This window comes from Paenibacillus konkukensis, assembly GCF_023523925.1.
GTDB classification, from domain to species: domain Bacteria; phylum Bacillota; class Bacilli; order Paenibacillales; family NBRC-103111; genus Paenibacillus_S; species Paenibacillus_S doosanensis.
In genome coordinates this window covers 7,125,530-7,152,118 of sequence record NZ_CP027059.1, presented here as the reverse complement: position 1 = coordinate 7,152,118, position 26,589 = coordinate 7,125,530, and the positions used below count along the sequence as shown (strand labels likewise).

General features: G+C 56.0%; 24 protein-coding genes. 4 read left to right on the top strand and 20 right to left on the bottom strand.

The window, feature by feature from the left end; genetic code table 11:
• Positions 1-2: 2 nt before the first annotated feature.
• Together SK3146_RS31060 and SK3146_RS31055 are read right to left on the bottom strand one after the other, a co-directional pair.
• Positions 3-959, bottom strand: coding sequence for an iron-hydroxamate ABC transporter substrate-binding protein (locus tag SK3146_RS31060; RefSeq protein WP_249862419.1), 957 nt, complete (start codon positions 957-959; stop codon positions 3-5).
• Between the two features lie 207 nt (positions 960-1,166).
• Positions 1,167-2,549, bottom strand: a complete 1,383-nt coding sequence (locus SK3146_RS31055) for a sulfatase family protein (protein ID WP_249862418.1) — start codon at positions 2,547-2,549, stop codon at positions 1,167-1,169.
• A 152-nt stretch (positions 2,550-2,701) separates the two neighbouring features.
• Here SK3146_RS31055 and SK3146_RS31050 point away from each other — a divergent pair, with 152 nt between their 5' ends.
• On the top strand, positions 2,702-3,595 hold the full coding sequence (locus SK3146_RS31050) for a helix-turn-helix transcriptional regulator (protein ID WP_249862417.1): 894 nt from the start codon (positions 2,702-2,704) through the stop codon (positions 3,593-3,595).
• A 137-nt stretch (positions 3,596-3,732) separates the two neighbouring features.
• On the opposite strand, the gene SK3146_RS31045 is transcribed toward SK3146_RS31050, so the two are convergent.
• From SK3146_RS31045 to SK3146_RS30980, 14 genes are all read right to left on the bottom strand, one after another.
• Positions 3,733-4,392: an HAD family hydrolase gene (locus tag SK3146_RS31045; protein ID WP_249862416.1), complete on the bottom strand. Its 660-nt coding sequence runs from the start codon at positions 4,390-4,392 to the stop codon at positions 3,733-3,735.
• Positions 4,389-5,213, bottom strand: coding sequence for an inositol monophosphatase family protein (locus SK3146_RS31040; protein WP_249862415.1), 825 nt, complete (start codon positions 5,211-5,213; stop codon positions 4,389-4,391). Before SK3146_RS31040 ends, SK3146_RS31045 begins: the two co-directional genes overlap by 4 nt.
• Before the next feature lie 27 nt (positions 5,214-5,240).
• Complete coding sequence (murA, locus tag SK3146_RS31035) at positions 5,241-6,533, bottom strand: UDP-N-acetylglucosamine 1-carboxyvinyltransferase (RefSeq protein WP_249862414.1); 1,293 nt, start codon at positions 6,531-6,533, stop codon at positions 5,241-5,243.
• Positions 6,534-6,604: 71 nt separating this feature from the next.
• A complete protein-coding gene (locus SK3146_RS31030) occupies positions 6,605-7,375 on the bottom strand; it encodes an FHA domain-containing protein (RefSeq protein WP_249862413.1) in 771 nt (256 codons plus the stop codon).
• A gap of 551 nt (positions 7,376-7,926) precedes the next feature.
• Positions 7,927-8,928: a Gfo/Idh/MocA family protein gene (locus tag SK3146_RS31025; RefSeq protein WP_249862412.1), complete on the bottom strand. Its 1,002-nt coding sequence runs from the start codon at positions 8,926-8,928 to the stop codon at positions 7,927-7,929.
• A 41-nt stretch (positions 8,929-8,969) separates the two neighbouring features.
• Positions 8,970-9,806 (bottom strand): carbohydrate ABC transporter permease, encoded by an 837-nt coding sequence (locus SK3146_RS31020; protein ID WP_249862411.1) that lies wholly within the window; start codon positions 9,804-9,806, stop codon positions 8,970-8,972.
• Entirely contained in the window at positions 9,803-10,744 is a 942-nt protein-coding gene (locus SK3146_RS31015; protein ID WP_249862410.1) for a carbohydrate ABC transporter permease, read from the bottom strand. The genes SK3146_RS31020 and SK3146_RS31015 overlap by 4 nt, the downstream gene beginning before the upstream one ends.
• A 102-nt stretch (positions 10,745-10,846) precedes the next feature.
• Positions 10,847-12,238: an ABC transporter substrate-binding protein gene (locus tag SK3146_RS31010; RefSeq protein ID WP_249862409.1), complete on the bottom strand. Its 1,392-nt coding sequence runs from the start codon at positions 12,236-12,238 to the stop codon at positions 10,847-10,849.
• Between the two features lie 316 nt (positions 12,239-12,554).
• Positions 12,555-14,774 carry a helix-turn-helix domain-containing protein gene (locus tag SK3146_RS31005; protein ID WP_249862408.1) on the bottom strand — a complete coding sequence of 740 codons (2,220 nt, stop codon included), beginning with the start codon at positions 14,772-14,774 and terminating at the stop codon, positions 12,555-12,557.
• 236 nt (positions 14,775-15,010) lie between these two features.
• Complete coding sequence (locus SK3146_RS31000) at positions 15,011-15,889, bottom strand: aldo/keto reductase (RefSeq protein WP_249862407.1); 879 nt, start codon at positions 15,887-15,889, stop codon at positions 15,011-15,013.
• Positions 15,890-15,934: 45 nt separating this feature from the next.
• Positions 15,935-17,953 carry a GTP-binding protein gene (locus tag SK3146_RS30995; protein ID WP_349655175.1) on the bottom strand — a complete coding sequence of 673 codons (2,019 nt, stop codon included), beginning with the start codon at positions 17,951-17,953 and terminating at the stop codon, positions 15,935-15,937.
• 65 nt (positions 17,954-18,018) lie between these two features.
• On the bottom strand, positions 18,019-18,987 hold the full coding sequence (locus tag SK3146_RS30990; protein WP_249862406.1) for an aldo/keto reductase: 969 nt from the start codon (positions 18,985-18,987) through the stop codon (positions 18,019-18,021).
• Between the two features lie 64 nt (positions 18,988-19,051).
• A complete protein-coding gene (locus tag SK3146_RS30985) occupies positions 19,052-19,459 on the bottom strand; it encodes a VOC family protein (protein WP_249862405.1) in 408 nt (135 codons plus the stop codon).
• A gap of 186 nt (positions 19,460-19,645) precedes the next feature.
• A complete protein-coding gene (locus tag SK3146_RS30980; protein WP_249862404.1) occupies positions 19,646-21,109 on the bottom strand; it encodes an MFS transporter in 1,464 nt (487 codons plus the stop codon).
• Positions 21,110-21,288: 179 nt separating this feature from the next.
• Between SK3146_RS30980 and SK3146_RS30975 the strand changes: the two genes are divergently transcribed.
• Both SK3146_RS30975 and SK3146_RS30970 read left to right on the top strand, forming a co-directional pair.
• The gene (locus SK3146_RS30975) at positions 21,289-21,729 is read left to right on the top strand and encodes a MarR family winged helix-turn-helix transcriptional regulator (protein WP_249862403.1); all 441 of its coding nucleotides are present in this window, start codon (positions 21,289-21,291) and stop codon (positions 21,727-21,729) included.
• 50 nt (positions 21,730-21,779) lie between these two features.
• Complete coding sequence (locus tag SK3146_RS30970) at positions 21,780-22,664, top strand: LysR family transcriptional regulator (protein WP_249862402.1); 885 nt, start codon at positions 21,780-21,782, stop codon at positions 22,662-22,664.
• Between the two features lie 294 nt (positions 22,665-22,958).
• On the opposite strand, the gene SK3146_RS30965 is transcribed toward SK3146_RS30970, so the two are convergent.
• The gene (locus SK3146_RS30965; RefSeq protein ID WP_249862401.1) at positions 22,959-23,411 is read right to left on the bottom strand and encodes a hypothetical protein; all 453 of its coding nucleotides are present in this window, start codon (positions 23,409-23,411) and stop codon (positions 22,959-22,961) included.
• A gap of 280 nt (positions 23,412-23,691) precedes the next feature.
• Positions 23,692-24,327 carry a sporulation membrane protein YtaF gene (gene ytaF, locus SK3146_RS30960; RefSeq protein WP_249862400.1) on the bottom strand — a complete coding sequence of 212 codons (636 nt, stop codon included), beginning with the start codon at positions 24,325-24,327 and terminating at the stop codon, positions 23,692-23,694.
• Positions 24,328-24,459: 132 nt separating this feature from the next.
• Here ytaF and SK3146_RS30955 point away from each other — a divergent pair, with 132 nt between their 5' ends.
• Positions 24,460-25,143 carry a DUF1232 domain-containing protein gene (locus SK3146_RS30955; protein WP_249862399.1) on the top strand — a complete coding sequence of 228 codons (684 nt, stop codon included), beginning with the start codon at positions 24,460-24,462 and terminating at the stop codon, positions 25,141-25,143.
• Between the two features lie 206 nt (positions 25,144-25,349).
• On the opposite strand, the gene SK3146_RS30950 is transcribed toward SK3146_RS30955, so the two are convergent.
• A complete protein-coding gene (locus SK3146_RS30950) occupies positions 25,350-25,532 on the bottom strand; it encodes a hypothetical protein (RefSeq protein ID WP_249862398.1) in 183 nt (60 codons plus the stop codon).
• Positions 25,533-25,629: 97 nt separating this feature from the next.
• The gene (locus SK3146_RS30945; RefSeq protein ID WP_249862397.1) at positions 25,630-26,586 is read right to left on the bottom strand and encodes a DUF4367 domain-containing protein; all 957 of its coding nucleotides are present in this window, start codon (positions 26,584-26,586) and stop codon (positions 25,630-25,632) included.
• Between the last annotated feature and the right edge of the window lie 3 nt (positions 26,587-26,589).

The following is a 26,589-nucleotide window of genomic DNA, read 5'->3' as shown; positions in this document are numbered from 1 at the left end:
TTTTAAGACCGGGTCAGCTGCTCCACGATCCAATCCAGCTCCGCATCGAGGGAGATCGGATCGTTAAACAGCGAGGAACGCGGATCGAGCTTAAATACTTTGTTATTTTTGACGGCGGGAAGTCCCTTCCAGACGGCACTTCCGTATACGACCTCCGGATCGGCGTTGTCTCCCGACCAGGCGCTTGTGAAAATATAATCTCCGGCATAGTCCGGCAGCATTTCGAGCGACAGGTTGGCGTAGCCTATGCCGCTGTCGATCGCTTCCTTCTGGATCGGCTGGGGCGCCTTCAGCTTAAACTCGCCGTAGATAATTTCGCCGCCTCTGGCATAGTTGTGTCCGAAGGCATAGATGCCTTTGGCATACGGCTGCAGGATCGACACCGTCTTGTCTCCGACGGCCGCCTGCACCTTCGGCTTGGCTTCGGCAATTTTTTTATCCCAGGCGGCAATCCATTCATCCGCTTTGGCCTCGCGGCTGGTCAATTGGCCGAATTCCTTCAATTGGTCCCGGAACGTTTTCTTCCCGTACGGAATCGGAATCGTCGGCGCGATTTTGCCGAGCTGCTCAATATTGTCCGCGGCTGCGTACGTAACAATCAGATCGGGCCTCAGCTCCAATATTTTTTCCAGCGATGTGCCTTCGCCTAGATTTTCGATTCCGTCAAGCTTGCCTTGAAAATAGGCGTTGGTAAAAGCATTATCCGTTACGCCCACCGGTTTGATCCCGAGCACCAGAAAATCGCCGAGGTAGCTGTCCGCCAGCATGACGACCCGCTGCGGGTTCTTGGGAACCGCAATATCCCCGTTATCGGTATGATACACGGCCGTTTCATTATCCTGCTCCGCTTCTCCTTGAGCCGATCCGGTATCCGGAGCTTTCCCGCAAGCCGTCAGCATGGCGGCAAGCAAAATCGCAAGGACGATCATATTTAGTTTCTTGGCTGCGCTCATTGTCATTGTAAATTCTCTCCTCTTACAGGTATTTCAATAATGATAATCATTATCACCGTAAGATTATAACATTACCGGACATCAATTGCATCTCCAAAAATACTGCCAAAAATAATTACGCCGAGCGAATCGCTCCAAAGCCAAAGACGAAAAAGCGGCGCCCATCGTCCGCCGACGATGAAGACACCGCTTTTCGCTTGCTTGTATGAACGTCTATTTGAAGGCCGGTTTGCCTTTGCCCGCCGTTCCTGCGAGGGCAACCTGCCCTCCTCCTCTAACCGCTTCGCGCGCGCCGTCGAGCCGCGGGTCGACATAGCGGACGAACCACTCGTCGAGCTCGGCCTTCAGCTCCGCCGCCCGTTCCCCGCTTGCTTCTCCGCCATGTTCCAAAAGATTGACGCGTTCATCGGGATCGCTCGCAAGATCGTACAGCTCATGAGGACCGTACGGATACCGGTGCACATATTTCCATTCGCGATTGCGAATCATCCTTACCGGTCCGTATTCGTCGAAGACGAAAATATGCTCCCGTTCCTTCATCGATTCGCCGCGCAGCAGCGGAGCGAAGCTGGCCCCCGGCAGGCCTGCGGCGCCGGGATGTTCGATCCCTACGTATTCGAGCAGAGTCGGCATGAAATCATAGCCGCTCAGCATCGCAGAGCACACCTCTCCTTCGGCCAGCGTGCCCGGATGACTGAAAATGGCGGGAACTTTGACCGAGGTGTCGTACATATTTTGCGGGAACGTTCCGTTGCCTTTGCCCCAGAAGCCGTGATGGCCGCAGTTAAAGCCGTTGTCGCCCATAAAGACGATCAGCGTGTTTTCCCTTAAGTCCTTCTCTTCCAGCTTGTCGATCAGCCTTCCAATCTGCGCGTCCATGGCCGTCACCGCGGCGAAGTACCCCTTCAAATTTTCGCGCCAATCGCTGCCCCACGGGGCGTCGGGAATCGTCCACGGATGAGCCGGCTCCTGCGGACACGACTCGAACGGGCAATCTTCGTACAGCTTGACGTATTCCTCCGGATGATTGCCGATCCATGGACTGTGCGGAGCCGTATAATGAACGCTCAAATAAAACGGCTCTTCCTCCGTCTGCCGATCCAAAAACTGCAGCGCATCGTCCGTAATCACCTCGGTCAAATAGCCGGGCTCGACGACAGGTTCGCCGTTACGGATCATCGGCGCATTGTAATACGGGCTGCCGCCGGATTGGTGAACGAACCAATGGGAGAAGCCTTTCTGCGGATGAATGCTGTCGCCGAGATGCCATTTGCCGCTCAAGCCGCAGCTGTATCCGCCTGCGGCAAGCAGCTCGGTATAGCCTGTCTGCCCGTGCAAATATTCGATAGCTCCCTCGCCCATGCTGCCTTCGCGAATCCAATCGTGCACGCCGTGCTGGGAAGGAATCCGTCCGGTCAGTAAAGTGGCCCGGGCCGGCGAACATACCGGCGACGTGCAGAAGAAGTTATCGAAACGAATCCCGGTCGCGGCGAGCCGGTCCAGGTTCGGCGTGCGAATCTCGCTGTTCCCGGCGCAGCCCATAGCCCATGCGCCCTGGTCGTCGGACAAAATGAATAAGACATTAGTACGATTCATCTTGGAAGTAGTCCTTTCATCGGATAAGATATGGATGATTCTAGCCTCACTATATCGTCATACCGCAGGCGGAACAATGGCTAAATGTGTCCTCGGCTTTGCATTTTGTAAGGTTATGAGTATACTGAAGAAAACATTCGGAAGTGGGACCCATGAAAGAATACACTCAGGAATATGCGGAAAATATGTATTTCACACCGGACGAGACGGACATGTCGCTCGGCCTTTGGCTCGTTCGGCTGGGGCGCAACAAAACGAAGCCCAGCTATAACGCCGGCCCGAGGGCGACCGATCATTTCAGCCTTCATTTCGTCCAGCAAGGCTCCGTACTGTTTCAATACGAGAACAACATCGTCCAGCTGCATAAAGGAGACGTCTTCTGTCTATTCCCGCAGCGGATATACAGCTACAGGCCGGCCGATCCCGCCGTCCCGCTGGAGATGGCTTGGGTCGCCTTCGACGGAGATCAGGCGGCAGCCCTGCTCTCCATGATCGGGATTCACCCCGGGCAGCCTTACGCCAAGGGCGTAGGAACGACCGAGGTGGCGCTTACCTTGCAGCACTTCTGGTCGGCGGGCGCGCTTCGTCCCGGCCGGACGAGGCTGCGCTTTCTAAGCCTGCTGTACGAGCTTATCGATTTGCTGGACCAACGTCCTGAAGCGGACGGCTCGCCGAAGCACCGGCAAAAGGACTGGGTCAAGAAAAGCCTCGACTATATGAACACTCATTATTCGGAACCTATCGATGTCAACCATATTGCGCAGCATGCCGGCATTCACCGGACGTATTTTTCCAAAGTGTTCACCCAGCATCTGGGCATTTCTCCGCTCAAATATTTAATGAGGCTGCGGATGAACAAAGCGATGCAGCTGCTTAGAGAAACCGGCTTGACGGTTACCGAAATCGCTTTAAGTCTCAGCTATTCGGATACGGCTACGTTTTCGCGCGCGTTCAGCCTTTATTTCGGCGCGTCTCCGTCTTACTGCCGCAAGCATAGCTCGGCTCTCCCGCAACAGGAGCTGGAACAAGATCCCCCCGCAAGGTGAGGCCTTGACTTCGCTTTCCTTGCAAAAAGAAGACCGGGCGCGAAGACGCCAACGTCCTCCGCTCCGGTCTGCGGCCCGCGGCCCTCGGAGGGCCTTTTATGACGTCCGGCGTACGGCAACTTCGCACAGCCGACCGATTACTTAAACAAAAAGGACGGCAGCTCGGACAAATCATCGATTACCGCGTCCGCTGTTCCGGGAGCGTCGTAATAAGGGTCGCGCTTCCACACGCCCTTCATCCCTACGGCCTGCGCCGCTTGAACGTCGTTGACCGGATGATCGCCGACGAATACCGCGTCCTCCGGCGTAACGCCAAGCCGTTCAAGCGCCCGCAAAAAAATCGCCGGGTCCGGCTTGCGCAAACCCTCCCGCTCGGAAATAAGCAGCGTTCGGAAATAATCCTGTATGCCTAAGGCCTTAATATTGTTCATTTGGAACGCCGTGAATCCATTCGTTATCATCCCAAGCGCGATTCCTCTGTCGCTCAGCTCGTCAAGGAGACGGATCATATTCGGAAAAGGGACGCAGCTGTCCGCAAACCCGGCAATATAATCGGCTAACAGCTGATCCGGCGTCAGCCCGTGTATCCCGAACCGTTCGGCCATTTCCGCGTAGACGCGATCCTTCCAGACGTATCCTTTGGCATCCAGCGTAATGAACGCGGAGCAATACTCCTCCGCGTCAATATGGCCGACATGCCGGTGGAGACGCTCGTGCTGCCGGCGAATAAACTTGCGAACCGAGGCATCCCGGTCCAGCAGCGTTCCGTCCAGATCGAACAGCACCGCCCGGATCATAGCGCAGCCTCCGCCTGCAGCCCGCTGCGGACAAGCTGCAGCAGCGCTTCCTTGCGGTCCGGCGGACAAGCGATAATATACGGCTCGGCGTTCATCCCGTCGAAGGGGTTGCCGTCGAAATCCATGACGACCCCTCCCGCTTCTTGGACGAGCAGCAGACCCGAATACAAGTCGTCGCCTTCCGAATTATACAGCACAATGCCGTCGATTTGACCTCGCGCGAGCATGACCCATTGCAGCGTCGGCGCCCACAGACGAAGCAGCCGTTTGCTGTTTTGCTCGATATGCAGGCGCAGCCGGGAAGCCCGGTTATCCTGCTGTACCTGATGGCCTTGAATCCAGCCTATTGTCATTCGCTTGGAGGCAGGCTTCTCTTGTATCCGGAAAACGGTTTCATTGCAGACTGCGCCAGCCGACCTCCTGGCCGTGTAAAGCTTGTCCTGCATCGTATCGTAAATAATCCCGAGCATAGGCATGCCTCGGTAAATCAAAGTAATCGAGACGCCGAAAAGCGGCATGCCGACGGCGAAATTATTGGTGCCGTCGAGCGGATCGACCAGCCACAGCCAGTCCCCCTCGACTCCGGACCAGCCGGATTCCTCGCTGCGTATTTGATGCTCCGGAAACATCCCCCGGATGCTGTGCAATATGACCTGTTCGGCAAGCAAATCCGCTTCCGTAAGCAGATCTCCGCTCTCGTCCTTCTCCTCGACCTTGAAGCCCCGCTGAAACAAATTGCGGGCTACGGCCCCCGCCGCTTTCGCCGCCTGCGCCGCAACCTCTTCCGCTAACGTTAAAATCTGCTCCACCGCTGCTTTCATCCTCCCCATCCGATTTGGCTTGCCAAACTACATGCCGACGAATCCGGCCTCTGCGTTCCCCGCCGTCCACTCCGTCGATTCAATTCGCGCGCCGAGCGAGCGGAAGCTTCCGACCGCATCCTCGTAACCTCTCTCAATATGCTCCACTCCGGTGATTCGCGTCGTCCCCTCCGCGGCGAGTCCCGCCAAAATAAGGCAGGTTCCGGCCCGGACGTCGGTCGCGTGAACCCAGTTGCCGACAAGCGGCACGCCGCCTTTAATATAGGCGCTCTCCTTGCGCACCCATACATCGGCGCCCAGACGCTTAAGCTGATGAATATGATTGAAACGTTTGACAAATACCCGCTCGGTGACGATGCTTTTGCCGGGCGCCCGGGTTAACAGCGCCGTCAGCGGCTGCTGCAAATCGGTCGCAAAAGCCGGATACATCCCCGTTCTTACACGGGTCGCGCGCAGGCGGCCGTCCGAATGCGCCGTGACGCTTTGGTCGCCCGTTTCGATCTCCAGCCCGATTTCTCTTAACTGCGCCAGGCAGGAGCCCATATGCTCCGGTATGACATTAGCCACAGTCACAGACCCGCCGTTGATGCCTGCCGCCATAAGGAACGAACCGGCAATCAGGCGGTCCGGAATGACGGCGTACCGCCCGCCTCCGAGGTAAGGCACGCCTTCAATGCGGATTTGGTCGGTTCCCGCGCCGACGATTTTGGCCCCGAGCTGATTGAGGAAATTGGCCGTATCTACGACTTCCGGATCTGTCGCCGCATTGCTCAGGCGCGTTCTGCCTTTGGCTCTCGCCGCCGCCAGTATGACATTGATCGTAGCCCCCATAGTGATCGTATCGAAATAGACATCGGCTCCGCGCAGCTCTTTCGCTTCGACGACATAATGATCGCTATGAAATGTAAATTCTGCGCCGAGCGCGCGCAATCCTTTAATATGCTGATCGATCGGCCGGGATACGAAGTCGTCGCCTCCGGGAAATCCGATCGTCACTTTACCGAACTTGGCCAGCAGCGCGCCGACGAAATAATAAGAGGAACGGTAAGCGGACGACTTGCCCGGATCGATGGTCGCGCTGTGAATGAATCGCGGATCGATCAGCATGTCCCCCATAGGCGTACGCTCTATGGTAAGACCGATGTCCAAACCGATTTGGCGAATGATGCGGACATCGTTGCTGCCCGGGATTCCTTCCAGAGTTACCGTAGCGTCGGCCAGACAAGCGGCCGCCAGCAGCGCCTGCGAACTGTTCTTGGAGCCTTGAACGGTTACGCTGCCGTAAAGCGGACCTGATGTTTGCACTTGTATCACTTTCACAATCGTTCCTGCCTTCCGTAAGGACGCTTACTTTAAGAAGCGAACCGTCCGCCCCGTCAAGACGGGATGCGTCAGTCCTTCTCCAGGACATACCCGCTGCCGCGGACGGCGCTGATCGTAAACGTATCTTTCCCGTATTTTTTGCGAATCCGATATATTAAAGCATTCAATTCATCCATACTGACATCCGGCACGCCGCCTAAGCCCAGCGTTCTTTCCGGCCACACCGTTTTCTTGATTTCGTCGAACGGCACCAGCTGATTCGCCTGATCGTACAGCAGCTTGATCAGTCCGTATTCTTTCTCGGACATCACAATGCGCTGCCCTTCGACCGTGCACTCCCGTTTCTCCCAGTTAATAGAGAAGCCGAGCTCTTGAAAGTTGAACTGCTGCGTATAGCTGATCGGCTCGAATTCCAGCGTCTGATCCGCAAACAAATAAGAGAAGTGGATGACCACCATCCCTTTGGCCAGCTTGATGATGTCGAATGCCTGCAGCGTATGCGGCGTATGCGGCTCAATGAGGACGCCGTTCACTTCCGTGCCGTGCCTGCTGCCCATGTCGTACAGCACCGCCTTGTCCCTTTCCCTGCGAATCATCAGATGCTTGCGGGAAATAAACGCGTTGGAAAAAGCCAGATCCGGCGTTTCATCGTTGGACGAGCGCCCGACGACCCAACTGTCGGTATTCAAGTTGATGCAGGTCCCCGCACGATGCGGCTCCCCTCTGATGATATACAGACAGGCGTAAGTGTCCGACTGGCTTGCCTCGGCTGATTGCCGCTGATTGGTTCTGGCGGCCGAAGAGTCCGCTCTATGTACCCGAATATCGTTTACCATCATTTCATAACAACACCTTTATGAGAAAACTTCATGGAAAGGCCGCTAAAAAAGCGTTCTTCATCATCTTACCCTATTTTGTCCGGCAATGGTAATGCACCTTCCTGACAAATCGCTCACTTTTCGCTGACGCGGCCGGCTAATCCCGGCGCATATCGCCTGCGAGCGGAAAAACGCGTAAAGAAGCCTATTCCATTTTATACGAGACGGCGGGCCAAAAGGTTGCTGCCGAACGGAGAAATCCCATATGTTCCCATATGGGTTCGCGATTTGCCCGGCTTGCCGCGCCCGAGACCGGCTGGCGGAACAAATCCCCCAAAAGTGACGTGATGCACTGAAGCTTATTCCGTCCGCATCCAGCCTAAGCTGGATCGGCGTCTAACCCTTCCTCAGGGATCGTTCTATGGGTAGACTTTACTTTCGGGGGAGCCCACGGATATCCACAGGATATGGCTGTGCTTCATTTCCTAAACAACAAGAAATACGAGCCTTGGAGCAAATGGCTCCAAGGCTCGCATATGTTTCCCGCAGTGTACCCGTCATCCCCTTCGTCTTCACACGCTTTGGATCGTGCCCGTCTCCACCGAACGATGAATCGCATGCACGAGTCTAGTATTCAGCAACCCGGCATCGACTCCGCTGTCCGGCTCGGTATCCAGCCGGATATTATCGATGAACGAATGGAGCATAAAGCTCGGCGCGGAAGTAAACTGCCCGTTGATCGGCGTCCCCAGCGTATGCATATGCCTGTAGTCGGAGGTCGCCTTGCGCACCATCTGATCGGACAGATCGACGTACAGCGCGCCGTGCTCGCCGATAATTTCATACTTGAAATCGTAGATCAGCGGCATCGATTCCGGCAAAATCCAGCTGGTCGTAAACGTGGCATGCGTATCGTCCTCGAACGTGACGACCGCCTGGATCGCATCGTAGGTATCGATCCCCATCGAGACAAGCTTCTTCTTCGTTCCGACCGCATAGACCCTGGTAGGCTTAACGCCCTTGAGCCACAGCGCAATATCGGTCGCATGCGGGAACAAAAACCAGCCTGGCGTCGAATTCTTCGACCATTTGAGCATTTGGGTCGGCACATAGATCGTATCGTTCAGACGGGAGTTCACGGTGACGATCTTCCCGATCTGCCCTTGCTCGACCGCTTCCTTCACGGCAGCGAACGGGGCATTCCAGCGGTTCTCGAAAGCGACCAGACATTTGACTTGCGCCGCCTTGACCGCTTCCGCCATCTCCTCCGCTTCCTCGACGATCGTTGAGAACGGCTTCTCGACCATCATATGGATGCCTTTCCTGGCGGCAAGCATCACCGGCTCGCGGTGAAGAAAATCCGGCGTCGCGATGACGATCGCATCCAGCTTCTCGCGTTCGATCATATCCTCTACGCGCAGATAGCCGGGCACGCCGTATTTGCGCTTGTTTCTCTCCAGCGTCTCTTCGAACGCATCGCTGACGGCCGCAAGCTCCGCATAAGGATTTTGGCGAATCGTATCCGCAAACAGACTTCCTCTAATGCCCATTCCGACAATTCCGAACTTAATCATAGATATATACCGCTCCTTATCCAATGTTTTTCGCATAAACGTCATTTCACCGCTCCGGCGGTCATCCCGCTGACCAAATATTTTTGCAGCGCCCAGAACGCGACCACGATCGGAAGCGTTGTCATGACCGAGCCGGCCATCAAGTAGTCCCAGTTGACGACATACTGCCCCTGAAAGCTGGCGATCCCGACCGACAGCGTCCATTTGCCGTAGTCGCTCAAAAACGTTTGGGCGAACAGAAACTCATTCCAGCTGGTCAGAAACGAAAAGATCGCCGTCACGACCAGTCCCGGAAGCGTCAATGGCAGAATGATCCGGATAAACGTTACCAAGCGGCTCGCTCCGTCCACCATGGCCGCCTCGTCGATCGAATAGGAAACGCTGTCGAAATAGCCTTTCAGCATCCAGGTGCAGAACGGTATCGCCACGGTGGAATAGGCGATCACAAGCCCGATGTGAGAATTCAGCAGCTGGTATTCCTTCATGATGATGTATAACGGAATAATGAGCAGCGAGCCCGGCAGCATTTGCGTAATCAGTATCAAATAGCCGATAGCCATGCGCCCGCGATAGCGGAACCGGGACATCGAATATCCGCCGAGGGCGGAAATGATAATTGAGAATAGCGTAGTCAGCAAGGAGACGACGGTCGTATTGTAAAACCATTTGACGAAGTTCAGGTTATCGTCCGCGGACGGGTTCAGCATCGCCTTATAACCGCCTGTATTGATAGCCGAAGGCAAATAGTTCAGCGGCATACTGTAGATGTCGCCGGGCGGCTTGAGCGAAGTCGCGATCATCCATAGAAACGGGCCGACGGCAAATAAAGATATCAGTACGGCGCAAACATAGATCCATGCTCGGCGCAGTTTCTTCACGTCGTCTCCCCCGCTTTCGTCGCTTTCAGGTAGATCAAAGTAAAGACGATCGAGACCAGCAGCAAAATCATACCGCCCGCTGCGGCCACGCCGAAATTAAACGTCTTGAATCCGACCTTGTAAATAAAAATCGTCAATATTTCCGTAACCCGGCTAGGGCCGCCGCCCGTCAGCACATACACGATGCCGAAATCTTTGATCGTCCAGACGACCAAGAGGAGGAAGACGACCACGGATACCGGCCGCAATAGCGGCAGCGTCACGCTGCGGAATTGCCGCCAAATACCGGCGCCGTCCATCGTCGCCGCTTCGTACAAATCCTTGGGAATGCTCTGCAAGCCGGCCAGCAGCATGATCGCCGCAAAAGGGAAGCCTTTCCACACATTGACGAACATGGCCGCGCCGAGCGCCGTGCGCGAATCGCCCAAGAAGGCGACCGGACTCGATAATATATTCATTTTCAACAAAATATCGTTGATCACTCCGTATTGATAATCGTACATCAATATGAACACGAGGCAGGTTACGACCTCCGGAACCGCCCACGGAATAATGACCAGAGCCCGCACCAGGCCCCTGCCCCTGAACTTCGTATGAAGCAGCAGAGCCGTTCCCAGGCCGAGCAAATACCGGAGCGCCACCGTGACGACAATGTACAAAAACGTAATATAAAGCGATGTAAAAAAATAGTCCGACCGGAACAAGCCGCCATAGTTGTCCAGCCCTACGAAAGGATGTCCGCCCTTCGGCTTCGTGACGAGCCAATATTGAAAGCTCATGAGCATAGCCTTGCCGATCGGATACAGCAGTACCAGGACGATCGCGATCACGAGCGGCGCAATGAACAGGTAGCCGACCCGGTTGTCGCGCCATCTTTTGAATTCCCTCTTCAATAAGGAAGGCTGCTCGTAACGTGGTGCCGCTTCTGCATGTTTCATAAGACCCTCCTTCTCTTCAGCTAATCCCGTTCTCTCCGGCAAGCGGCGGGCGGACGCCATCACAGCAGAATGTGCGGACGCCCCCGGACATGCCGTTTCCGGTTAATTTAACGCTTCCTTCATCTTCTTGGCCGCTTCATCCAGCGACGCCTTCGGATCTTTCTTGCCGACGAATATGTCCTGCGCCGTGTTGACGATAATTTGCGACAGGCTTCCCTGCTCCGGAATCGGAGGGTCCATTACCGCAGGTGCGTAGCGGTCGTTAAGAAATTCCATAAACTGGACGGCCAGCGGATTATCCTTTTTGTAAGCGTCCGTCGCCACATAGTCCTTATTGCTCGGAATCATGCCCGAACCGGCGATCACTTGCTGCGCCTCCGGGCTCGTCATCCACTCCAGAAACTTCCACGCTTCCTCCACATGCTTGCTCTTTTTGGAAATCATCGCGACGGAAGGGTTAGTATGCGGATTCGGCTTGTAGTCCTTGCCCTTGTACTGAACCACCGGCTGCGGCAGCAAGCCCAGATCGTCCATCAGCTTCGCGTCCCGCTCCTTGGTCATCCCGATAAACCAGGGACCGTCCATATTCATCGCCGCCTGGCCGTTCCAGAACATTTCCCGCCCGACCTTCTTGTCGCGAGTGCCCGGCGGCGTAGCCTGCGGATTGTTCATCAAATCCTGCCACCATGCGGCGGCCCACACATTCGCTTCGCTGTTCACATGAATCCGGTCGGCCGTATACGGTCCCGCCTCGCCGTCAGGGAAGAAGATGCCTCCCGAAACCGGCCTTGCGACCAGGCGGTACCACTCGGAAGCGACGAACGGATGAGAGCCTACGACGCTAGCGAAGCCGTATTGATCGAGCTTGCCGTCGCCGTTCGTGTCGACGCCGAGCTTGGTCGCCGCATTTTTGAAATCCTCCAGAGTACGGACGCTGCCCGGATCGATGCCCGCCTTTTCGAACAGCGATTTTCGATAAAAAATACCGGTGTTTCCCCAAGCGTAGTTCGATATCGCATAGTAGGAGCCGTCTACCTTGCTGAGCTCCTGGCCGACCAGCTTCTTCTCCGGATCCTTGCCTTTGATGTAGGAATCGAGATTGACGAACGCGCCTCCGTCGACCAGCGAATGATAGGTCGCGATGTTTTCCGGGTACACCTGTACGATATCCCCTTGCGTACCCGCAATGACCTCCGTCGTTAACTTGTCCCAGAAATTTTCGTAATCTGCCCCGTGAACTGTAATCTTCACGTTCGGATTTTTTTCGTTGTACATCGAAATCAGCGTATCGATCGCCTTCTTATGAGGCGCTTCCGCATACAGCGAAGTTTCAAACGTCAGCGTAACGGTTTTCTCGCTCCCCGCGCCGGACGACGGCTTACCGCCTTCATCCGAGCAGGCGGCAAGCAGCCCGCCTGCCGTCATCATAAGAGCAGCCGCTGCGGCTGCACGCTTGCTCCATACCGGTGCCTTCTTGCGTTTCATCATGGTCATGCATTTCCCCCCGCCTTAGTTGTCATTCATAGTTCGGCCGTTTGTAAAGCGTGTGCGGCGCCCGCTTGCATTCATCGCCGTCGATCGACTTGCCTTAATCTTAAATGCAGCCGCCGCCTAGCTCAATGTACACTTTTCGGCGATAAACTAATTGTCATTCCGCGCCCGGACATCGCCGCCGATGGGCAGGAAGCACTGCAGCGGGCGCAGGCCGTTGCGGCAAACAAAAAACGCCTCCTCGGCCCGTACGCATTTGCCGTACGAATTAAGGAAGCGGCTTCGAACGCAATAAATTTTTTTCGCCGATAAACGTTTTTCAATTTCCTTTGCGGTAATCGCCGGGAGACATGCCGGTCATCTTTTTGAAGGTGCGAATGAACGAAATCGCGCTGGAATACCCGACGTTTTCGGCGATTTCCTGAACGGTCCGATCCGTTTCCGTCAGCATTCTTTTGGCATGCTGCATGCGCAGATCGATCATAAAGTCGACGAACTTGACGCCGTACGCCTCTTTGAACGCTTTGCTCAAATATTTCCCGTTCATTCCGAATTTCTCGCTCAAAAAATCGAGGGACAGATTCGGGTTCATCACATGCTGCTCCAAGTAAGCCTTCACCTCGTGAATCGCAAACTGCGGATGCTTCGCTTCCCGCAGCTCGTCCATTTGCAGCGCAAACCGCTCCAGCACGGCGGGATAGCCGTCCTCAATCTCCTCCAGCGTTTCGAAGGAATCGAGCAGTCCGAGCAGCTTCGGATAGGCGTCCTTCTTCCACCGCTCCTGGAGATGCGCGCCCATGGCGCTCACGGCGCGGTCCAAATGAAACGTCAGCGACCGCAGCAGCGTGACGACATCCTCCCGGGACAGGACGCTGCGGTACATTTCGCGAAACAGCGTCTGCAGATCGCTTCGCCAGCGGCCTTGCGACATCCGGTAATCGCCGGCGATATTCATAATGAGCTGCAGCTGCTCGTTCGCCTCGCCCTTCGACGGAAGCCGCTCGTGAACAAGCAGGCCGTTGCCGCCGTATATCGTTTTGAACCGCAGCGCCTCCTGCGCCTCCTTGAACGAATCGCGAAGCCCTTCCGGACGGCCGGTCAGCCCCCCGATCCCGATCGTGACGGTCAACTGAAGATTGACTTCCATCCAGCTTCTAATTTTCTCAAACATCTCGATATGCTCGATCGACGTCTTCGTCCCATCATCGATACGCAGCACGCAGGTTAATTGATGCGACGCCGTCCACAGCGTCCAGACCGTCTCCGTTCCGGAAACCGCCGTTTCCTCGACCATCTTGCTGATGACAAACTTGAACAGATTTTGATCGCGGTGGCTGTATTCCTTGCAAAATTCGGTATACTTGTCGATCTCCACGACGAATACCGTCTGCATTCCGAACGTGGCGGGCATCATCAAGCCGTCGGCCTCGCGGCTCCATTCCTCCGCGTCGACCCGTCTGGTCCCTTCCAGCAGCCCGTGAATGAAATAATTTCGGCGCACGCCCAAATCTTGGTAATACTGCCGCTCCCAATGATTGGATTGCTCGATCATATTGTCCAGTGCAGACTCGATAAACTTGAATTCATTGGCGTTCGCCCCGCCGCCGATAAATCGCGCCTTATAGTCCAGATACAGCTGCAGCCGGGAAACGATCAATTCGATCGGCTTGTAATTGCGGCGCGTGACGTAGATCATCCAGGCAATCGCACCGAGCACGACCAGTATGCCCAGCGAAATCCACACGTTGTACAAGCCCAGCACCAGCCCGATCAAGCCTTCCCGGCGTATGCCGCTATCCATCCGCCACCCTGTGTAATCGGATACATAACTTGCGTACACTTTGCCTTCTTCAGGGGAAAACGCGTCGCCTGCGGCCGCTTCCATCAGATCGCTTCCTTGGCGATCGTACAGCCGGACGAAGCTGACTTCCGGATTGTACATTTGGCGGGCGATCGCATGCAGCGCATCCGTCCTTACGTTAAGCACCAGCATCCCTTTCTCTTGGGAAAACACCGGAAAGCCCCGTGTCAAGCTTACGACCTGGACACCTTCTTCATACGCAAACTGCTTAAAAGCCCGGGAATCGGACCAGACGCTGTTGGGCGCCTTGCGCATCCGGGCGATGAACGGCTCGTCCGGATAATCGCGAAGCGCATAGGAACCGATATTGCTGAGCACGGTATCGTCGCGGAAACGGATGACATACATCGAGTCTATCAGCGGGTAGGTCACCTTCAAATCGCGCATCGCGTTCATGACCGCCACATCCAGCTTCAAATCGTCCGCGCCGCCGGAGGAAAAGTAACGCGCTACGTCGGAATTGCGCAGCAGCTCCAGGGTCACCTTCTCGTCGATCGCCTTTAAAGAATAATCGATATAACGGATCGCCTGCTGAGCGACAAAATCATTCGCTTTGATCGTTTCTTTCTTGTTTTGCTCGCTTAACGTTTGAAAAAAGATAAAAAATAAAAAAGCCGTGACGACAAAGAAAACGGGAATATAAGAAAGCAGCAGGCGATAAAACCATTTCTTGCTCATCGGGTCTCACTCATTTCGGAAACTCAGTGTATGAACCAAATTATGCGTACGTCCGCCGGTGAAGTCAATAGCCGCCGTATGCGGAAGGGCTGGCAGATTCGGATTCGGCGCGTTCCGTAAGGCTCCGAAGGCAGCAGGAGGCCCCGCTTGTTCGCCGACAAGCGGGGCCCTGTTCGTAAACAATGCTGCGAGCTTGGCTTCTATCTTCTGCCGGCGGCCGCGGCCGCCGATTCCGGTTAAGCGATGGAGGTCGGAGCTCCGAACGGCGACCTGTAGCCATTGATCGCGCTCAAGACGCGCTGCGCCTCCTCGTCGCTCATGGAGCCGTACCGCTCGACCGCATCGACGATTTTCGGGAACAAATGGATGTCCCCCGCGCTGGCGAAGCCGGCGACTCCCTTGAACGACAGAACAAAGTGCACGCAGGCGTCGATAATCTCCTGCCTGTCGAACGGCTCATACCAGGTCGCGTAGGCTCTGTCCTGCTCCTCGCCCCAAGGGCCTTTGGCGATCGCCTTGATAACCCGGAGCGCCGTGTTCTGCCTGCCCGCTTCCTCCAGCAGCGCATCGAAAGCCTCTCTGTATTCGGGAAGCGAATACAAGTGATAGTTAAGCGGCAGCAGCACGGTATCGAACGGGAATCTGCGCAGCGCTTCCAGATGAGTGACCGGAGCCTGATGCCCGTGGCCGGTAATGCCGATGGCCTTGATCACGCCTTCGTCCTTCGCCTCAAGCAGCGCTTCGAGGGCGCCTCCCGGAGCCGTACATTTGTCCAGCTCCTCGATCGTGCCGACGGCGTGCATTTGGAGCAGATCGAGCCGATCCGTCTGCAGCCGCTCCAGCGAGCGGTAAATTTGCTCCTTGGCCTTCTCCTTCGTCCTCTCGCCCGTTTTCGTGGCGAGGAAGATTTCGCCGCGAACCCGCGGCATCCACGGTCCCATGCGAAGCTCGGCATCGCCGTAGCTCGCCGCCGTATCGAAATGGTTCACTCCATGCTCCAGAGCGAATGAGATCGACGCGTCCGCCTCCTCCTGAGTCACCTGCCCAAGACTGGCGGCGCCGAACATGACGACGGAGCTCATATGCCCCAAACGGCCTACTTGACGTTGCAGCATAACAATTGTCCTCCTTATAGAGTGTGTTGATGCGGGCGAGCCCGCTTAAGACCTTGCGGCTCCCAGGGCGCTCCGCATGCTGAGAATATATTTGGACGTATCGAGAGGATTTACGCCCCTTCTCTGGCGCTCGACGACGGTGCCCGCGGGACATTCTCTATAGCCGCTGAACCGGGTAGCGAAAGTGCCCCGTCCTCCCGTGAGCATGCTGAGCTTCACGGGAAATTCGAGCGAGCTCGAAACAGGTACCGTCCCTTCCACGTTAAAGCGCTCCCCGGTCATTTCCGGATAATCGAACTCCGCCCGCATGAGCGTCAGCTCATGTAAAATTTTGCCGCCGGCTTCTTCCGGAGCCGTAATCCGAAACTGCACATACGGCTCAAGCAGCGTTGTGCCCGCCCGGGCCAAGCCGTCCATAATGCCCATCGGCGTAGCCAGCACGAAGTCGAGCGGATGCGTATGCCATACGTGATGTTCCCCTTCGACGAGCGTCACCTTCAGATCCGTCACCTCCCAACCGAGCAGCCCCTGCTGCAGTGCTTCAGGCACTCTGCGGGCAACCTCGTTCTGGTACCCGGGGAGAAGCCGCTCCGGCTTGACAACGGAGCTGTAGCTCAGCCCGCTCCCGCGTTCCCCGGGCTCAATGCGGAATTTCAAGATCGCCCAGCAAGGCTTGGGCATCGTATAGGCGACAAAGCCGTAGCCTTCGGCCGACGGCGTCTCCTTATAGATGACCGTAGGCTTGCCGAACGCGGCGCTCAGACCGAAGCGGCTTTGCAGCACATGGGTCAGCACCTCCAGTTGGATCGGCCCGATAATTTTCATGTGCAGCTCTCTCTCCAGCGGATGCCATTGCAAATCGAGCAGCGGGTCTTCTTCGGTCAGCTCCTGCAGCGCGGCGACCAGCTGCGGGTAATCCGCCGCCTGCGCAGGGCTCACCTGCACGGTCAACAGCGGCTCCGTCAGCCGATGCTCGGGTGATACCGCGTCCGGGCTGCCTATAATATCGCCGATCCGTACGCGGCTGAGACCGCAGACGCCGGCAATATCGCCCGCCTCCAGCACGCCGACGTCCTCCTGGTGGCCGGCGTGGATTTTGCGGATTTGCGTTACTTTCTCGTCCGTGCCGAGCGTATAGTTGCGGATGACGTCGCGGTTCACGATCCGGCCCCCGTACAGCCGGACCATAGCGATCTTCCCCATCGCTTTGTCCCGCTCGAGCCGGAACACAATGCCCGACAGCGGGTCCTCCGCCCTGCCTGCCGGAGCCGGAAGCAGCTCCACTATCGCATCCATCAGCTCGGGGATGCCGATGCCTTTGCCGGCTGCGCTGTACAGAAGCGGCTGCACCTTGCCCTGCCGGGTAAGCTCCGTCAGGCTATCGATAAGCCTCTCGTCGCTGACAGGCATGCCGCCGACATAATCGTCAAGCAGGGCTTCGTCCTGCTCCGCAAGCCGCTCCAGCAGCGCATCGTAATCCTCCTGGAGATCGTCCGCCGCACGGGCAACGGTTCCGTCCCCCCGGCGGTTCCACAACCGCAAAACCGAACGGAAGTCCTCCTCTGTACCGGAATACCGCTGAACCGGAACGATGCCGCCGGACAAAAAGCGGTTTAATTCCTTCAGCACGCCGGTCGGATTCGCTCCCACCCGGTCCATTTTATTGATGACGATGAGGGTTGGAATTTTTAGTGCCTCAAGCGCCCGCCACAACGTCTCGGTATGCGCCTGCACGCCCTCCACCGCCGAAACGATCAGGATGGCGCCGTCCAATATGCGCAGCGAGCGCTCGACTTCGGACGAGAAATCGACGTGCCCGGGCGTGTCGATCAAATTGACCGTGCAGCCCTTCCATTGGAACGCCGTCGATGCGGCGCGGACGGAGATGCCCCGCTCCCGTTCGATGTCCAGCCAGTCGGTCTGCGCCGTACCGGCGTCGACGCGGCCGAGACTGCGGATGCGGCCGCTTTCGTACAGTATGTGCTCGGTCGTCGTCGTTTTCCCCGCATCGACATGGGCGACGATGCCGATATTTCTTATTGCCGATTGATTGTGATCCATCATGATGTGCCGCTTCTCCATTCTCGACTCGGATTCCGTTTGCCGATTCTCGAAGCGCAGCCTTCACCTCATCTTTCTTCGGTGCGGTCGGTCGCCGGCGGCGGCGTTACGGACAAAGCGGATATTTCGCCGCGCCACTCCGGCGTCATCGCAATATCCAAAGCCGCAAGCGACGGCTCCAGCTGCTCGACATTGCGCGCTCCGATAATCGGCGCCGTAACGGCGGGATGAGACATCACCCACGCTACGGCAAGCGAAGCGGGATGAAGCTCCCGTTCAAGCGCATAGTCGGTAAACTTCTCGGCCGTTTCGTAATACTGCTGCTCCGCGTACCGTTCGATATAATTTTTCTGCTCCATCAGCCGTCCCTGCTGCGGCCTGCGGTCGCGGCCGTACTTGCCGGTCAGCAGCCCTCCGCCGAGCGGGCTGTAGCTGATGACTCCGATTTGCTCGGATTCGGCCATCGGCAAAATCTCGACCTCCGCCTGCCGCTTCGCCAAATTGTACATCGGCTGGATGCACTCGAAACGGGCCAGGCTCTCCTTGGCGGCGATCCCCTGCGCTTTGGCGATTTGCCATGCCGCCCAATTGCTTACGGCCGGATACAATATTTTGCCTTGGCTCTGCAAGTCGTCGAGGGCGCGAAGCGTCTCTTCCATCGGCGTCTTCGGATCGAAATGATGGACGAAATACAGATCGAGCCGGTCGGTTCCGAGCCGCTTCAAGCTTTGCTCTACCGCAAGCATAATATGTCTGCGCGACAAGCCGCGGTCGTTGACCCCTTGCCCCGTAGGGAAGCAAACTTTGGACGTCAGGACGATCTCGTCACGGCAGTCCTCGATGCAGCGGCCCAAAATCTCCTCGGAAACCCCTCGGTTATATACGTTCGCCGTATCGAAGAAGTTGATGCCCGCTTCTCTGCAGCGGTTAAACATCGCGCGGGATTCCGCCTCGTCGGCCGGCCCCCCGAACGACATCGTCCCGAAACATAAGCTCGATACCTGTATCCCCGTTTTTCCCAATGTGCGGTATTCCATCTCCTAAATCTCCTCCCTATCGTTAACGGTCGTCTTTTTTCCGTAATATCGCTAAAGCTCAGCTTCAGCTGTTTAACTGCGGCGAACCCGGCATCAGCTGCATGAACTCGATCCGGTTGCCGTCAGGGTCTTTGGCCCAGCATTGATAGTTGGTATCTTTCCCCATTTTCGGTTCCACGTCCAGCGCAATGCCGTTCTTCTTCAAATGCTCGGCGACGGCGTGAATATCCTCCACCTCAAGACACAGATGATTGAAGCCGATCGGCTTATCCACCGGAGCCGGCTTGTTCAGCCCGCCGTAGAACAGCTCGATAAACTGGCCTTCGCATACTTTCAGATAGACGATCCAAGGCTTGTCCGCCGCGTCGTGCAGCTCGAAAGCCTTTGCAAAACCAAGCACATTGCAGTAAAAATGCAGCGATTGCTCCATATCCTTCACAGTAAGCGCCAAATGACCGATTCGTTTAATCAATTGCCCCAGCCTCCCCGCTAATAATAGAACCTGTTACCATCATATAAAAAATCGCCGCGAAATATAAGGAGTGAATAAGTTTTCATTTAGTTACGTTAAGGTAAGTAGGGTCCGCCGCCCCGGCCGATGCAAAAAAAATCCCAAATCCTGCCGCGAGGCGGGAGATGAGATCTTTTTCCGTGAAGCTTATCCCTCGGAGGATTCGGCATATTTGGCCGAATAAGCGTGATACATCCGCCAGCCCGTAAGCAGAGCCGCCACCAGGCAAATGCAGGAGGAGACGATAAATACGGTGTGCATCCCGCTGAGAAAAATATCCGGACGGCCGGGAATAAGCCCCGTGACCCGATGACCCGCTTTGCTGCTCATAACATGGAACAGCAGCGTCGTCGCGATCGTAATTCCTACGACCATCCCCACATTGCGGACGAGCGAATTGATGCTGCCCGCCGAGCCGAGTCTGGTGCGCGGAACCTGCGACATGATCAGAGCGTTGTTGGGAGATTGAAACAGCCCGCTGCCGATGCCGAGCATCGCGATCCACAAGCCTACGACCGCCAAATGACTGCCGTCATGCAGCGCGGCCAGCCCGAACTGGGCGATCACCATCACGATCAATCCGGCAAAAGTTAGCGGCTCGGACCCTATTTTATCGGAAAGCGCCCCGCTGACCGGAGCGACGATCACCATGCAGATCGGGAACAGCATCAGCAAAAAACCGGCCGCGAACGGAGACAAATTCAGCATGTTCTGCGCATAGAACGGGGCGATAATATTGAAGCAGAAATTCGCCGAAAAGACGAGAAACCCGCATAAAATACTGACCGAAAACAGCACATTTTTAAACAGCGACAGCTCGATAAGCGGCTCCGTCCGGGTACGCTCCGCACGCAGAAACAGCGCGAACGCAATAACCGCAACGAGCAGCGAGAGAACAATCCAACGATTGCCGTATCCGGCCTGCTGACCGAGCAGCAGCCCCGTAAACAGGGTAACGATAAATACGGCGAACAGCAGACTGCCCGGAGCGTCGATCCTCGACTTCACTTTGACCAGATCGGCGGGGAGCACCTTCCATCCGATCAGGATGGCGATAAGGCCGATCGGCACGTTCACCCAAAAAATATATTCCCAGCCCAGCGAGGAAATGATGATGCCGCCGAGACTCGGGCCCGCGATGCTTCCGAGCGAGACGAAGGTGCCGATGAACCCGAGCGCCTTGCCGCGCTCCTTCGCCGGAAATATGTCGGTTATGACCCCTTGGCTCGTTGCCATCATCATGGAAGCTCCCAGCGCTTGAATAACCCGCGATATGATCAAGAACGTAAGCGAGCCGCTAAGTCCGCACAACAGCGAGCCTGCGATAAAAATATAGGCGCCCAGTTTGAACACGCGGATTTTGCCGACCATATCCCCGAGCTTCCCGAAAAACAGGATCACGGTGCAAATCGCCATCAAATATCCTGTCGTCACCCATTCAATTTGGGCGATCGGCAGCCCTAACCGCTCGGACAGAACGGGCAAAGCGATATTGACAATGCTGCCGTCCAGCGTGGACATAAACGTAAATAAATTAAGGACGATCAGAATAATCCAGCGTTTCTGCTGGACGGCGGCATCTTCCTGATAGGTTTTAAAAGACGGATTCATAAGTAACCTCCTGAACTTCGGCGTATTTAATTAGTTGCAGGCTCAACCAATTATTCGTAATCACTTTACCTCATATTAGTTGCATGCGCAACAATGTTCAGATAAAATATTTTTATAGCGTTTGCTTTTCTCGAACGTTCTCGGGATGTCATTTAATTTTTCCCAAAAGAGGTATACCTATGAAAAAGGAACCCATCGGCAAGCTTATTTCTTACATTCACCGTTCCAGTCAAAAAATACTCGCCAAACGGCTCGCTCCTCACGGAATCGGAAGCGGCGGGCAGTACAGCTTCCTGAAGGCCGTTCTCCACAGCCCGGGCATCAATCAGGATCAGCTTACCCACAAGCTTAAATTCGATAAAGCTACCACTGCGCGGTCCATCAAGCAGCTGGAGCAATCGGGGTACATCAGCCGGACTCCCGATCCGAACGACCGGCGGTCCCAGCTTGTCTATCCGACGATAAAGGCTAAGCAATTCGCCCCCGTTTTGCAGTCGATTCTCGATGATTTCAATCAGAGGCTTGTCTTGCACTTAAACAAGGAAGAAGAGGAGCTGCTGCTCGGGCTGCTCCACAAAATCGGCCGCAGCATCGAATCGGACGACGAACCGCAGGGTTAAGGATCGGCGTATTTCCCGAAACTGCAGATCAAGGAAGGACAAAGCGAATTATGGATATTAGACAACTGCGCTATTTTATCGCCATCGCCGAAGAACGCAAAATCTCCGCCGCGGCCCAAAGGCTGCATCTGTCCCAGCCCCCGCTGAGCCAACAGCTCAAAGCGATGGAGGAGGAGCTCGGAACCGTCCTGGTCGAGCGAAGCGGCAAGCTGCTGGAGTTAACCGAATCCGGCAAAGCGTTGTATCGCTACGCTCTGCAAATGACGCAGCTGATGGAGGAAGCCGTTTCCGAAGTGAAGGAGGTCGGCAACGGCGTCAAAGGATGTCTAAACATCGGGGTCAACACCTTGTCCTCCGTAGAACTGCCGGGACTGCTCCATCAGTTTAAGCGGCTCTACCCCCATGTTACTTACAAAATTCAGCAGAACGAATCTTCCCGGCTGTGCGATCTGGTGAAGAGCCGCGCGCTGGAGCTGGCGCTTATCCGCTTGCCCCTGCAATTGGACGACTTCTCCGTATTCCACCTGCGCAACGAGCCGTTCTACTTTATCACTTCGCTTCAGGCGTTTTCCTCCCGCAAGGAAGCGGCGCTTTCCGAATTGTCGGGCTATCCGCTAATACTGCCCAGCACCGAAGGCTTAGGGGTGCACTATTCCATTCTGATGGCGTTCTCCGAACAGCACATGAAGCCGAACATCGCCGCCGAATGCTCCGACATCCCGATGCTGCTCCGTCTGGTATCATCCGGCTTCGGCTCGGCCCTCGTGCCCGCAACGGTCATTGCCCAGCTGTCGGACCCCACAATCCGCGCCGTTAAAATAACGGACCCGCCTTTGTCGGCGGCGGCGGGACTCATCTGGCTGAAAGGACACCATCTATCCGCTGCCGCGCAGCACTTTATCGAGCTGCTTATGAACAAATCCGGGGATGCTTAAGCGTTCGGACGAAAAAAATGATGCGCGGCTGGTTCCCGTGGATGACCGGAAGCTTACGGTCTAACCGAAGCAAGAACAAATCCCCCAAAAGTGACGTGATGCTCTGAAGCTTATTCCGTCCGCATCCAGCCTAAGCTGGATCGGCGTCTAACCCTTCCGCTGGGATCGTTCTATGGGTAGGGTAGACTTTACTTTCGGGGGAGCCTCCCGGATATCCACAGGAAATTGCTGCGCATCATTTCCTAAACAACGAAAAAGAGCGACGTCCTAAGCTGCCCGCCGCTCTTCACCGATTCAACGTCTTTTGACGGAGCCGCCGCGCCGAACCGGCTTGCGCCCTCTGCCGGTTCGGAGGCTGGCCGTCGTGGCCTTGGCTCCGCCGAATGCTCCGATCATTTTAAAAATCGGCCCCATCTGCTGAAATAACTTGAACACTTGCTGCGCTTTGGTCATCATCGAGATAATGCCGTCAATGCCGCCGAAGCTGCTTAAGAGGGACGCCCTCTGCTCGGCTGGCGCCGCCGCCGGAGCCGACGAAGCTTCTTCCCTGGCTGGAAAGCCGCCCATGGCATTGTCCTGCCCCAAACCGCCGAAGCCCTGCAAGCCTGAGGAGGTCGAAGGCAATATGTCGCTGTCGGAGAAGGAGTCCTTGACCGACCTCGGACGTCTCGCTTTCGGTTTCGGCGCACTCTTCTTGACGGATCTCAGCGTTGCGCTGCGCGTCCTGGACACGTAAACTTTTTTCATACCCATCCCATTCCTTTGCAGTGTGCTCAGTTTCGTTGGCTGTGACCTGGCTGCCGCCAGGTACTGACATCCAACTTGTCTATGCTATACACTATGCGTCCGCTCGGCAAATAGCATGGGTTAATGAACCCGGTAAGGCTCAATTGTGCGTTTGTCCTTCACGAAGCTCCTCCCGATGAAAAAAGGCATACCCGCCGCTTGTTCCCCGTAAAATAAACTTGAGAACAAATCCCTCCAAAGTGACGCAATGCTCTGAAGCGTATACTCCTGCAGCGGCGGATCAGAATAACGAATTGCAAGCGATAATTAACAGAATGACGCCGCTTAAGAGCGTGCCGAATTGCCCCAGCGTGAAAGATCCGATATGGATGCCGGCCGCTTTGCGTCCCAACACGGTGCCCAGCCATACGGTAGCGAAGCTTCCCACGGCAGCGGCCAAGGAGATCGCTATGGGAGACAGGCCGATCAGCCCTGCGCTCAAACCGTTCGTCACCGCATTGGCCGACAACGCGATGCCGAGCACGGCGGCCTCCCCAAGCCCGATTTCCCCGGACTTGTCAGTATCTACCGACTCCGGGTTCCGGAGAATGCCTGCGAGCGAATGTCCGCCGGAGCCTGCGGTCTCTTCTTGTTCGGCGGAGTCGCTGCGCTTGCGCGGAAACGCCAGCACTATGATTCGTATGCCGACAATTACCAGAACGAAAGCGCCTGCGATCGCGGGAAACATTCCCGGCAAAACTTTTGCCAGCCACTGCCCTCCCCAAATGCCCGTCATACTGCAAAGAAAGCAAATGCCCGCCATGAGCAGATTAGATAACAAACCTATGCGAATACTTCGAATTCCGTAAGATATTCCGACTCCCAGATTATCCAGACTTGAGGAAATCGCAAAACCCAATATCATCATCCATACCATTCGTGCTCCACTCCCCGTTTATTTATAGTGCATTGTACGGTTCATGCTCGCAGAGCGTGCTTATCCCTCAACAAAAATGTTGAGAAATCTCAACACGTCCGAAAACGTCGGTCCATGAGGAGGGTATAAACGATGTTAAACGAAGAGATGGGGCAGCAGCTTGGAGAGATGCTCAAAGCTTTACTGAAGGAGAAATCTTTGTCGATGCGCAAGCTAAGCTCTCTTACAGGCATCGACACCGCAACCATTTCGAGAATTATTAACGGAAAGCAGAGGGCCCGTCTGGATCATCTGCAGCAGTTCGCCGCTCATCTCGGCATCTCGGCGCAGCGGCTCTCGCAAGCGGCGGGGCTTTCATTCGATATCGGACAAAGCCAGCCGGAGCGGCCTTCGGAGCTTCATGCTTCCGTAGACAGCATCAGAGAGCTGCTGCTTTCCCATAACCTGGTAGACTCCGATTTTACGACAGAGCGGGTCCGCAAGGAGCTCGGCAAGTACGAGCAATACGCTTTGACGGAGGAAGGACGGCGAATCATCGTCGAAGATTTCCGTTCGAAGGTCGACAGCGTGAACAGCGCCGGACCTTTCATCGAGCAGTTGAGGCAGATGCATGCCCTATTCTGTCAAAGCGATCTGACGTCAGAGAGGCGAGCCGTCGCCGGAAGCGCTCTGCTCTATTTCATTTTATCTGCGGACATTATTCCGGATTATGTGTTTCCGATCGGTTACCTAGACGATGCCATCGCCGTGCAAATGACGCTGGACCGGCTAGCCCGGATGGAAAAGGAGGCACCGCCGGATGCGGAGGATGGTTAGCGTCAGCTCCCGCGCAACAAAATAACCCCACAAAGTGGGGCCATGGCTTCGAAGCTGATTCAGGTACTTTGCGGGGAGCCCCCGGATATCCACAGGATATGGCTGCGCATCATTTCCTAAACAACAAGAAAAGGACGGTCCGCCGGGTCCCGGAGGCCATCCTTCTTCTTGTCTGCTGCTATTGCTTTCCGTACGCGCTTCCCGCTTCAGCTTTGCTGCGGCACCGTGACCCAGCCTTTATAAATCGAATAGTAGAACAGGAAGGTCGCGGCCAAACCGAGCACTAGCATCAAAAATCCAAGCTTAGGCTTTTTCTGAAAAAACAGCACCAGCGCGCCGCTAAAAAAAGACCCCATCACCAAAATAAACAAGATGAACAACACGATCATTGCAGCGAATCTCCTTTGACCTTCGTTTCTCCTGAATCCTAGGAATACGAATCTACTTTACCATCTTTTCGGTATAAAATCCAAAGCTTCGTATCCGTTAGCTCAAGCTTTCGGCCATTTTCAGCAGCCGCTCCTTGTCCAGCTCGCGGCCGGAGATGCTGATATAAACGTTGTCTTCCATCCAGTTTAGCTGCACGTAGCGATCCTGCGAAGTCACCAGCAGCCCTTTACTCCCCCGGACAGGCAGTTCCTCCGTGCTTGCCGGCATAAAAAAACCCGACGACAATACGCTGCGGGGCTCCATCTTCACGAAGCTGACTCGGAGCAAATAGCCTTCCTCGTTCGCATACTCGAAAATAATATGCCCCGACCGCTGCTTCCCGCGTTCTCTGCCCCATACGCTCGCTTCCTGAAACGTATAGCCCGGTGGAACAAACTTCGGAACGAGCAGTTTAAAGTCGGCGTAAGCGGCCGCCTCTCCCTCCGCTTCCGTCATTCGCAGAGGCGGCTCTGCCTCGCTTACGACGGATGGGCCGTAAAGCGGAGCCTCGTCGTCTTCCTGCCGGAAAGCTGCAGCCGCAGCCGCTTCGGCCGCCTCGCGGCTCGGTGAGGCGGTGCCGAACATAAAGCCGCCTGCCAGCAAAATAACGGCAAAGCCGCATACCGCCGCGGTAAGGCGCGCCCTCCTGCGCCGTTTCGCTCGCCCTTTCAGCAAGGGAGCGATATCGCCCCATGCTTCCAGCAGCGCCGCGTGCGGATCGCCAGCCTCGCGCTCGGCCGCCGGCGCGCCGGCTCTACGGCGCTTCACGGCTTGCTCCCGCGCCATTTCCTCCAGCCTGCGGGCAATCCGCCCGCCGTCCATTCCCCTGAAGCGGCCGGCGGCCGCTTGCAGAAATACGGCTTTGACCGCCTGCCGCGCCGCGGGACGCGGCAGCTCCCTCATCGGCTCCGCCCGGGAAATGACCTCAACGAACTGCTCGAACAGCGCATATTGCACACGCTCCGGGCAAGCCGCGATATTTTGTTTAAACAGCAGCAGCCATCCGTTCTCCATACA

Coding starts and splice junctions, on each gene's coding strand:
- SK3146_RS31060 (WP_249862419.1), bottom strand. CDS start 959: ATGACAATGAGCGCAGCCAAGAAACTAAATATGATCGTCCTTGCGATT.
- SK3146_RS31055 (WP_249862418.1), bottom strand. CDS start 2,549: ATGAATCGTACTAATGTCTTATTCATTTTGTCCGACGACCAGGGCGCA.
- SK3146_RS31050 (WP_249862417.1), top strand. CDS start 2,702: ATGAAAGAATACACTCAGGAATATGCGGAAAATATGTATTTCACACCG.
- SK3146_RS31045 (WP_249862416.1), bottom strand. CDS start 4,392: ATGATCCGGGCGGTGCTGTTCGATCTGGACGGAACGCTGCTGGACCGG.
- SK3146_RS31040 (WP_249862415.1), bottom strand. CDS start 5,213: ATGAAAGCAGCGGTGGAGCAGATTTTAACGTTAGCGGAAGAGGTTGCG.
- SK3146_RS31030 (WP_249862413.1), bottom strand. CDS start 7,375: ATGATGGTAAACGATATTCGGGTACATAGAGCGGACTCTTCGGCCGCC.
- SK3146_RS31025 (WP_249862412.1), bottom strand. CDS start 8,928: ATGATTAAGTTCGGAATTGTCGGAATGGGCATTAGAGGAAGTCTGTTT.
- SK3146_RS31015 (WP_249862410.1), bottom strand. CDS start 10,744: ATGAAACATGCAGAAGCGGCACCACGTTACGAGCAGCCTTCCTTATTG.
- SK3146_RS31010 (WP_249862409.1), bottom strand. CDS start 12,238: ATGACCATGATGAAACGCAAGAAGGCACCGGTATGGAGCAAGCGTGCA.
- SK3146_RS31005 (WP_249862408.1), bottom strand. CDS start 14,774: ATGAGCAAGAAATGGTTTTATCGCCTGCTGCTTTCTTATATTCCCGTT.
- SK3146_RS31000 (WP_249862407.1), bottom strand. CDS start 15,889: ATGCTGCAACGTCAAGTAGGCCGTTTGGGGCATATGAGCTCCGTCGTC.
- SK3146_RS30995 (WP_349655175.1), bottom strand. CDS start 17,953: ATGATGGATCACAATCAATCGGCAATAAGAAATATCGGCATCGTCGCC.
- SK3146_RS30990 (WP_249862406.1), bottom strand. CDS start 18,987: ATGGAATACCGCACATTGGGAAAAACGGGGATACAGGTATCGAGCTTA.
- SK3146_RS30980 (WP_249862404.1), bottom strand. CDS start 21,109: ATGAATCCGTCTTTTAAAACCTATCAGGAAGATGCCGCCGTCCAGCAG.
- SK3146_RS30975 (WP_249862403.1), top strand. CDS start 21,289: ATGAAAAAGGAACCCATCGGCAAGCTTATTTCTTACATTCACCGTTCC.
- SK3146_RS30970 (WP_249862402.1), top strand. CDS start 21,780: ATGGATATTAGACAACTGCGCTATTTTATCGCCATCGCCGAAGAACGC.
- SK3146_RS30965 (WP_249862401.1), bottom strand. CDS start 23,411: ATGAAAAAAGTTTACGTGTCCAGGACGCGCAGCGCAACGCTGAGATCC.
- ytaF (WP_249862400.1), bottom strand. CDS start 24,327: ATGGTATGGATGATGATATTGGGTTTTGCGATTTCCTCAAGTCTGGAT.
- SK3146_RS30955 (WP_249862399.1), top strand. CDS start 24,460: ATGTTAAACGAAGAGATGGGGCAGCAGCTTGGAGAGATGCTCAAAGCT.
- SK3146_RS30950 (WP_249862398.1), bottom strand. CDS start 25,532: ATGATCGTGTTGTTCATCTTGTTTATTTTGGTGATGGGGTCTTTTTTT.
- SK3146_RS30945 (WP_249862397.1), bottom strand. CDS start 26,586: ATGGAGAACGGATGGCTGCTGCTGTTTAAACAAAATATCGCGGCTTGC.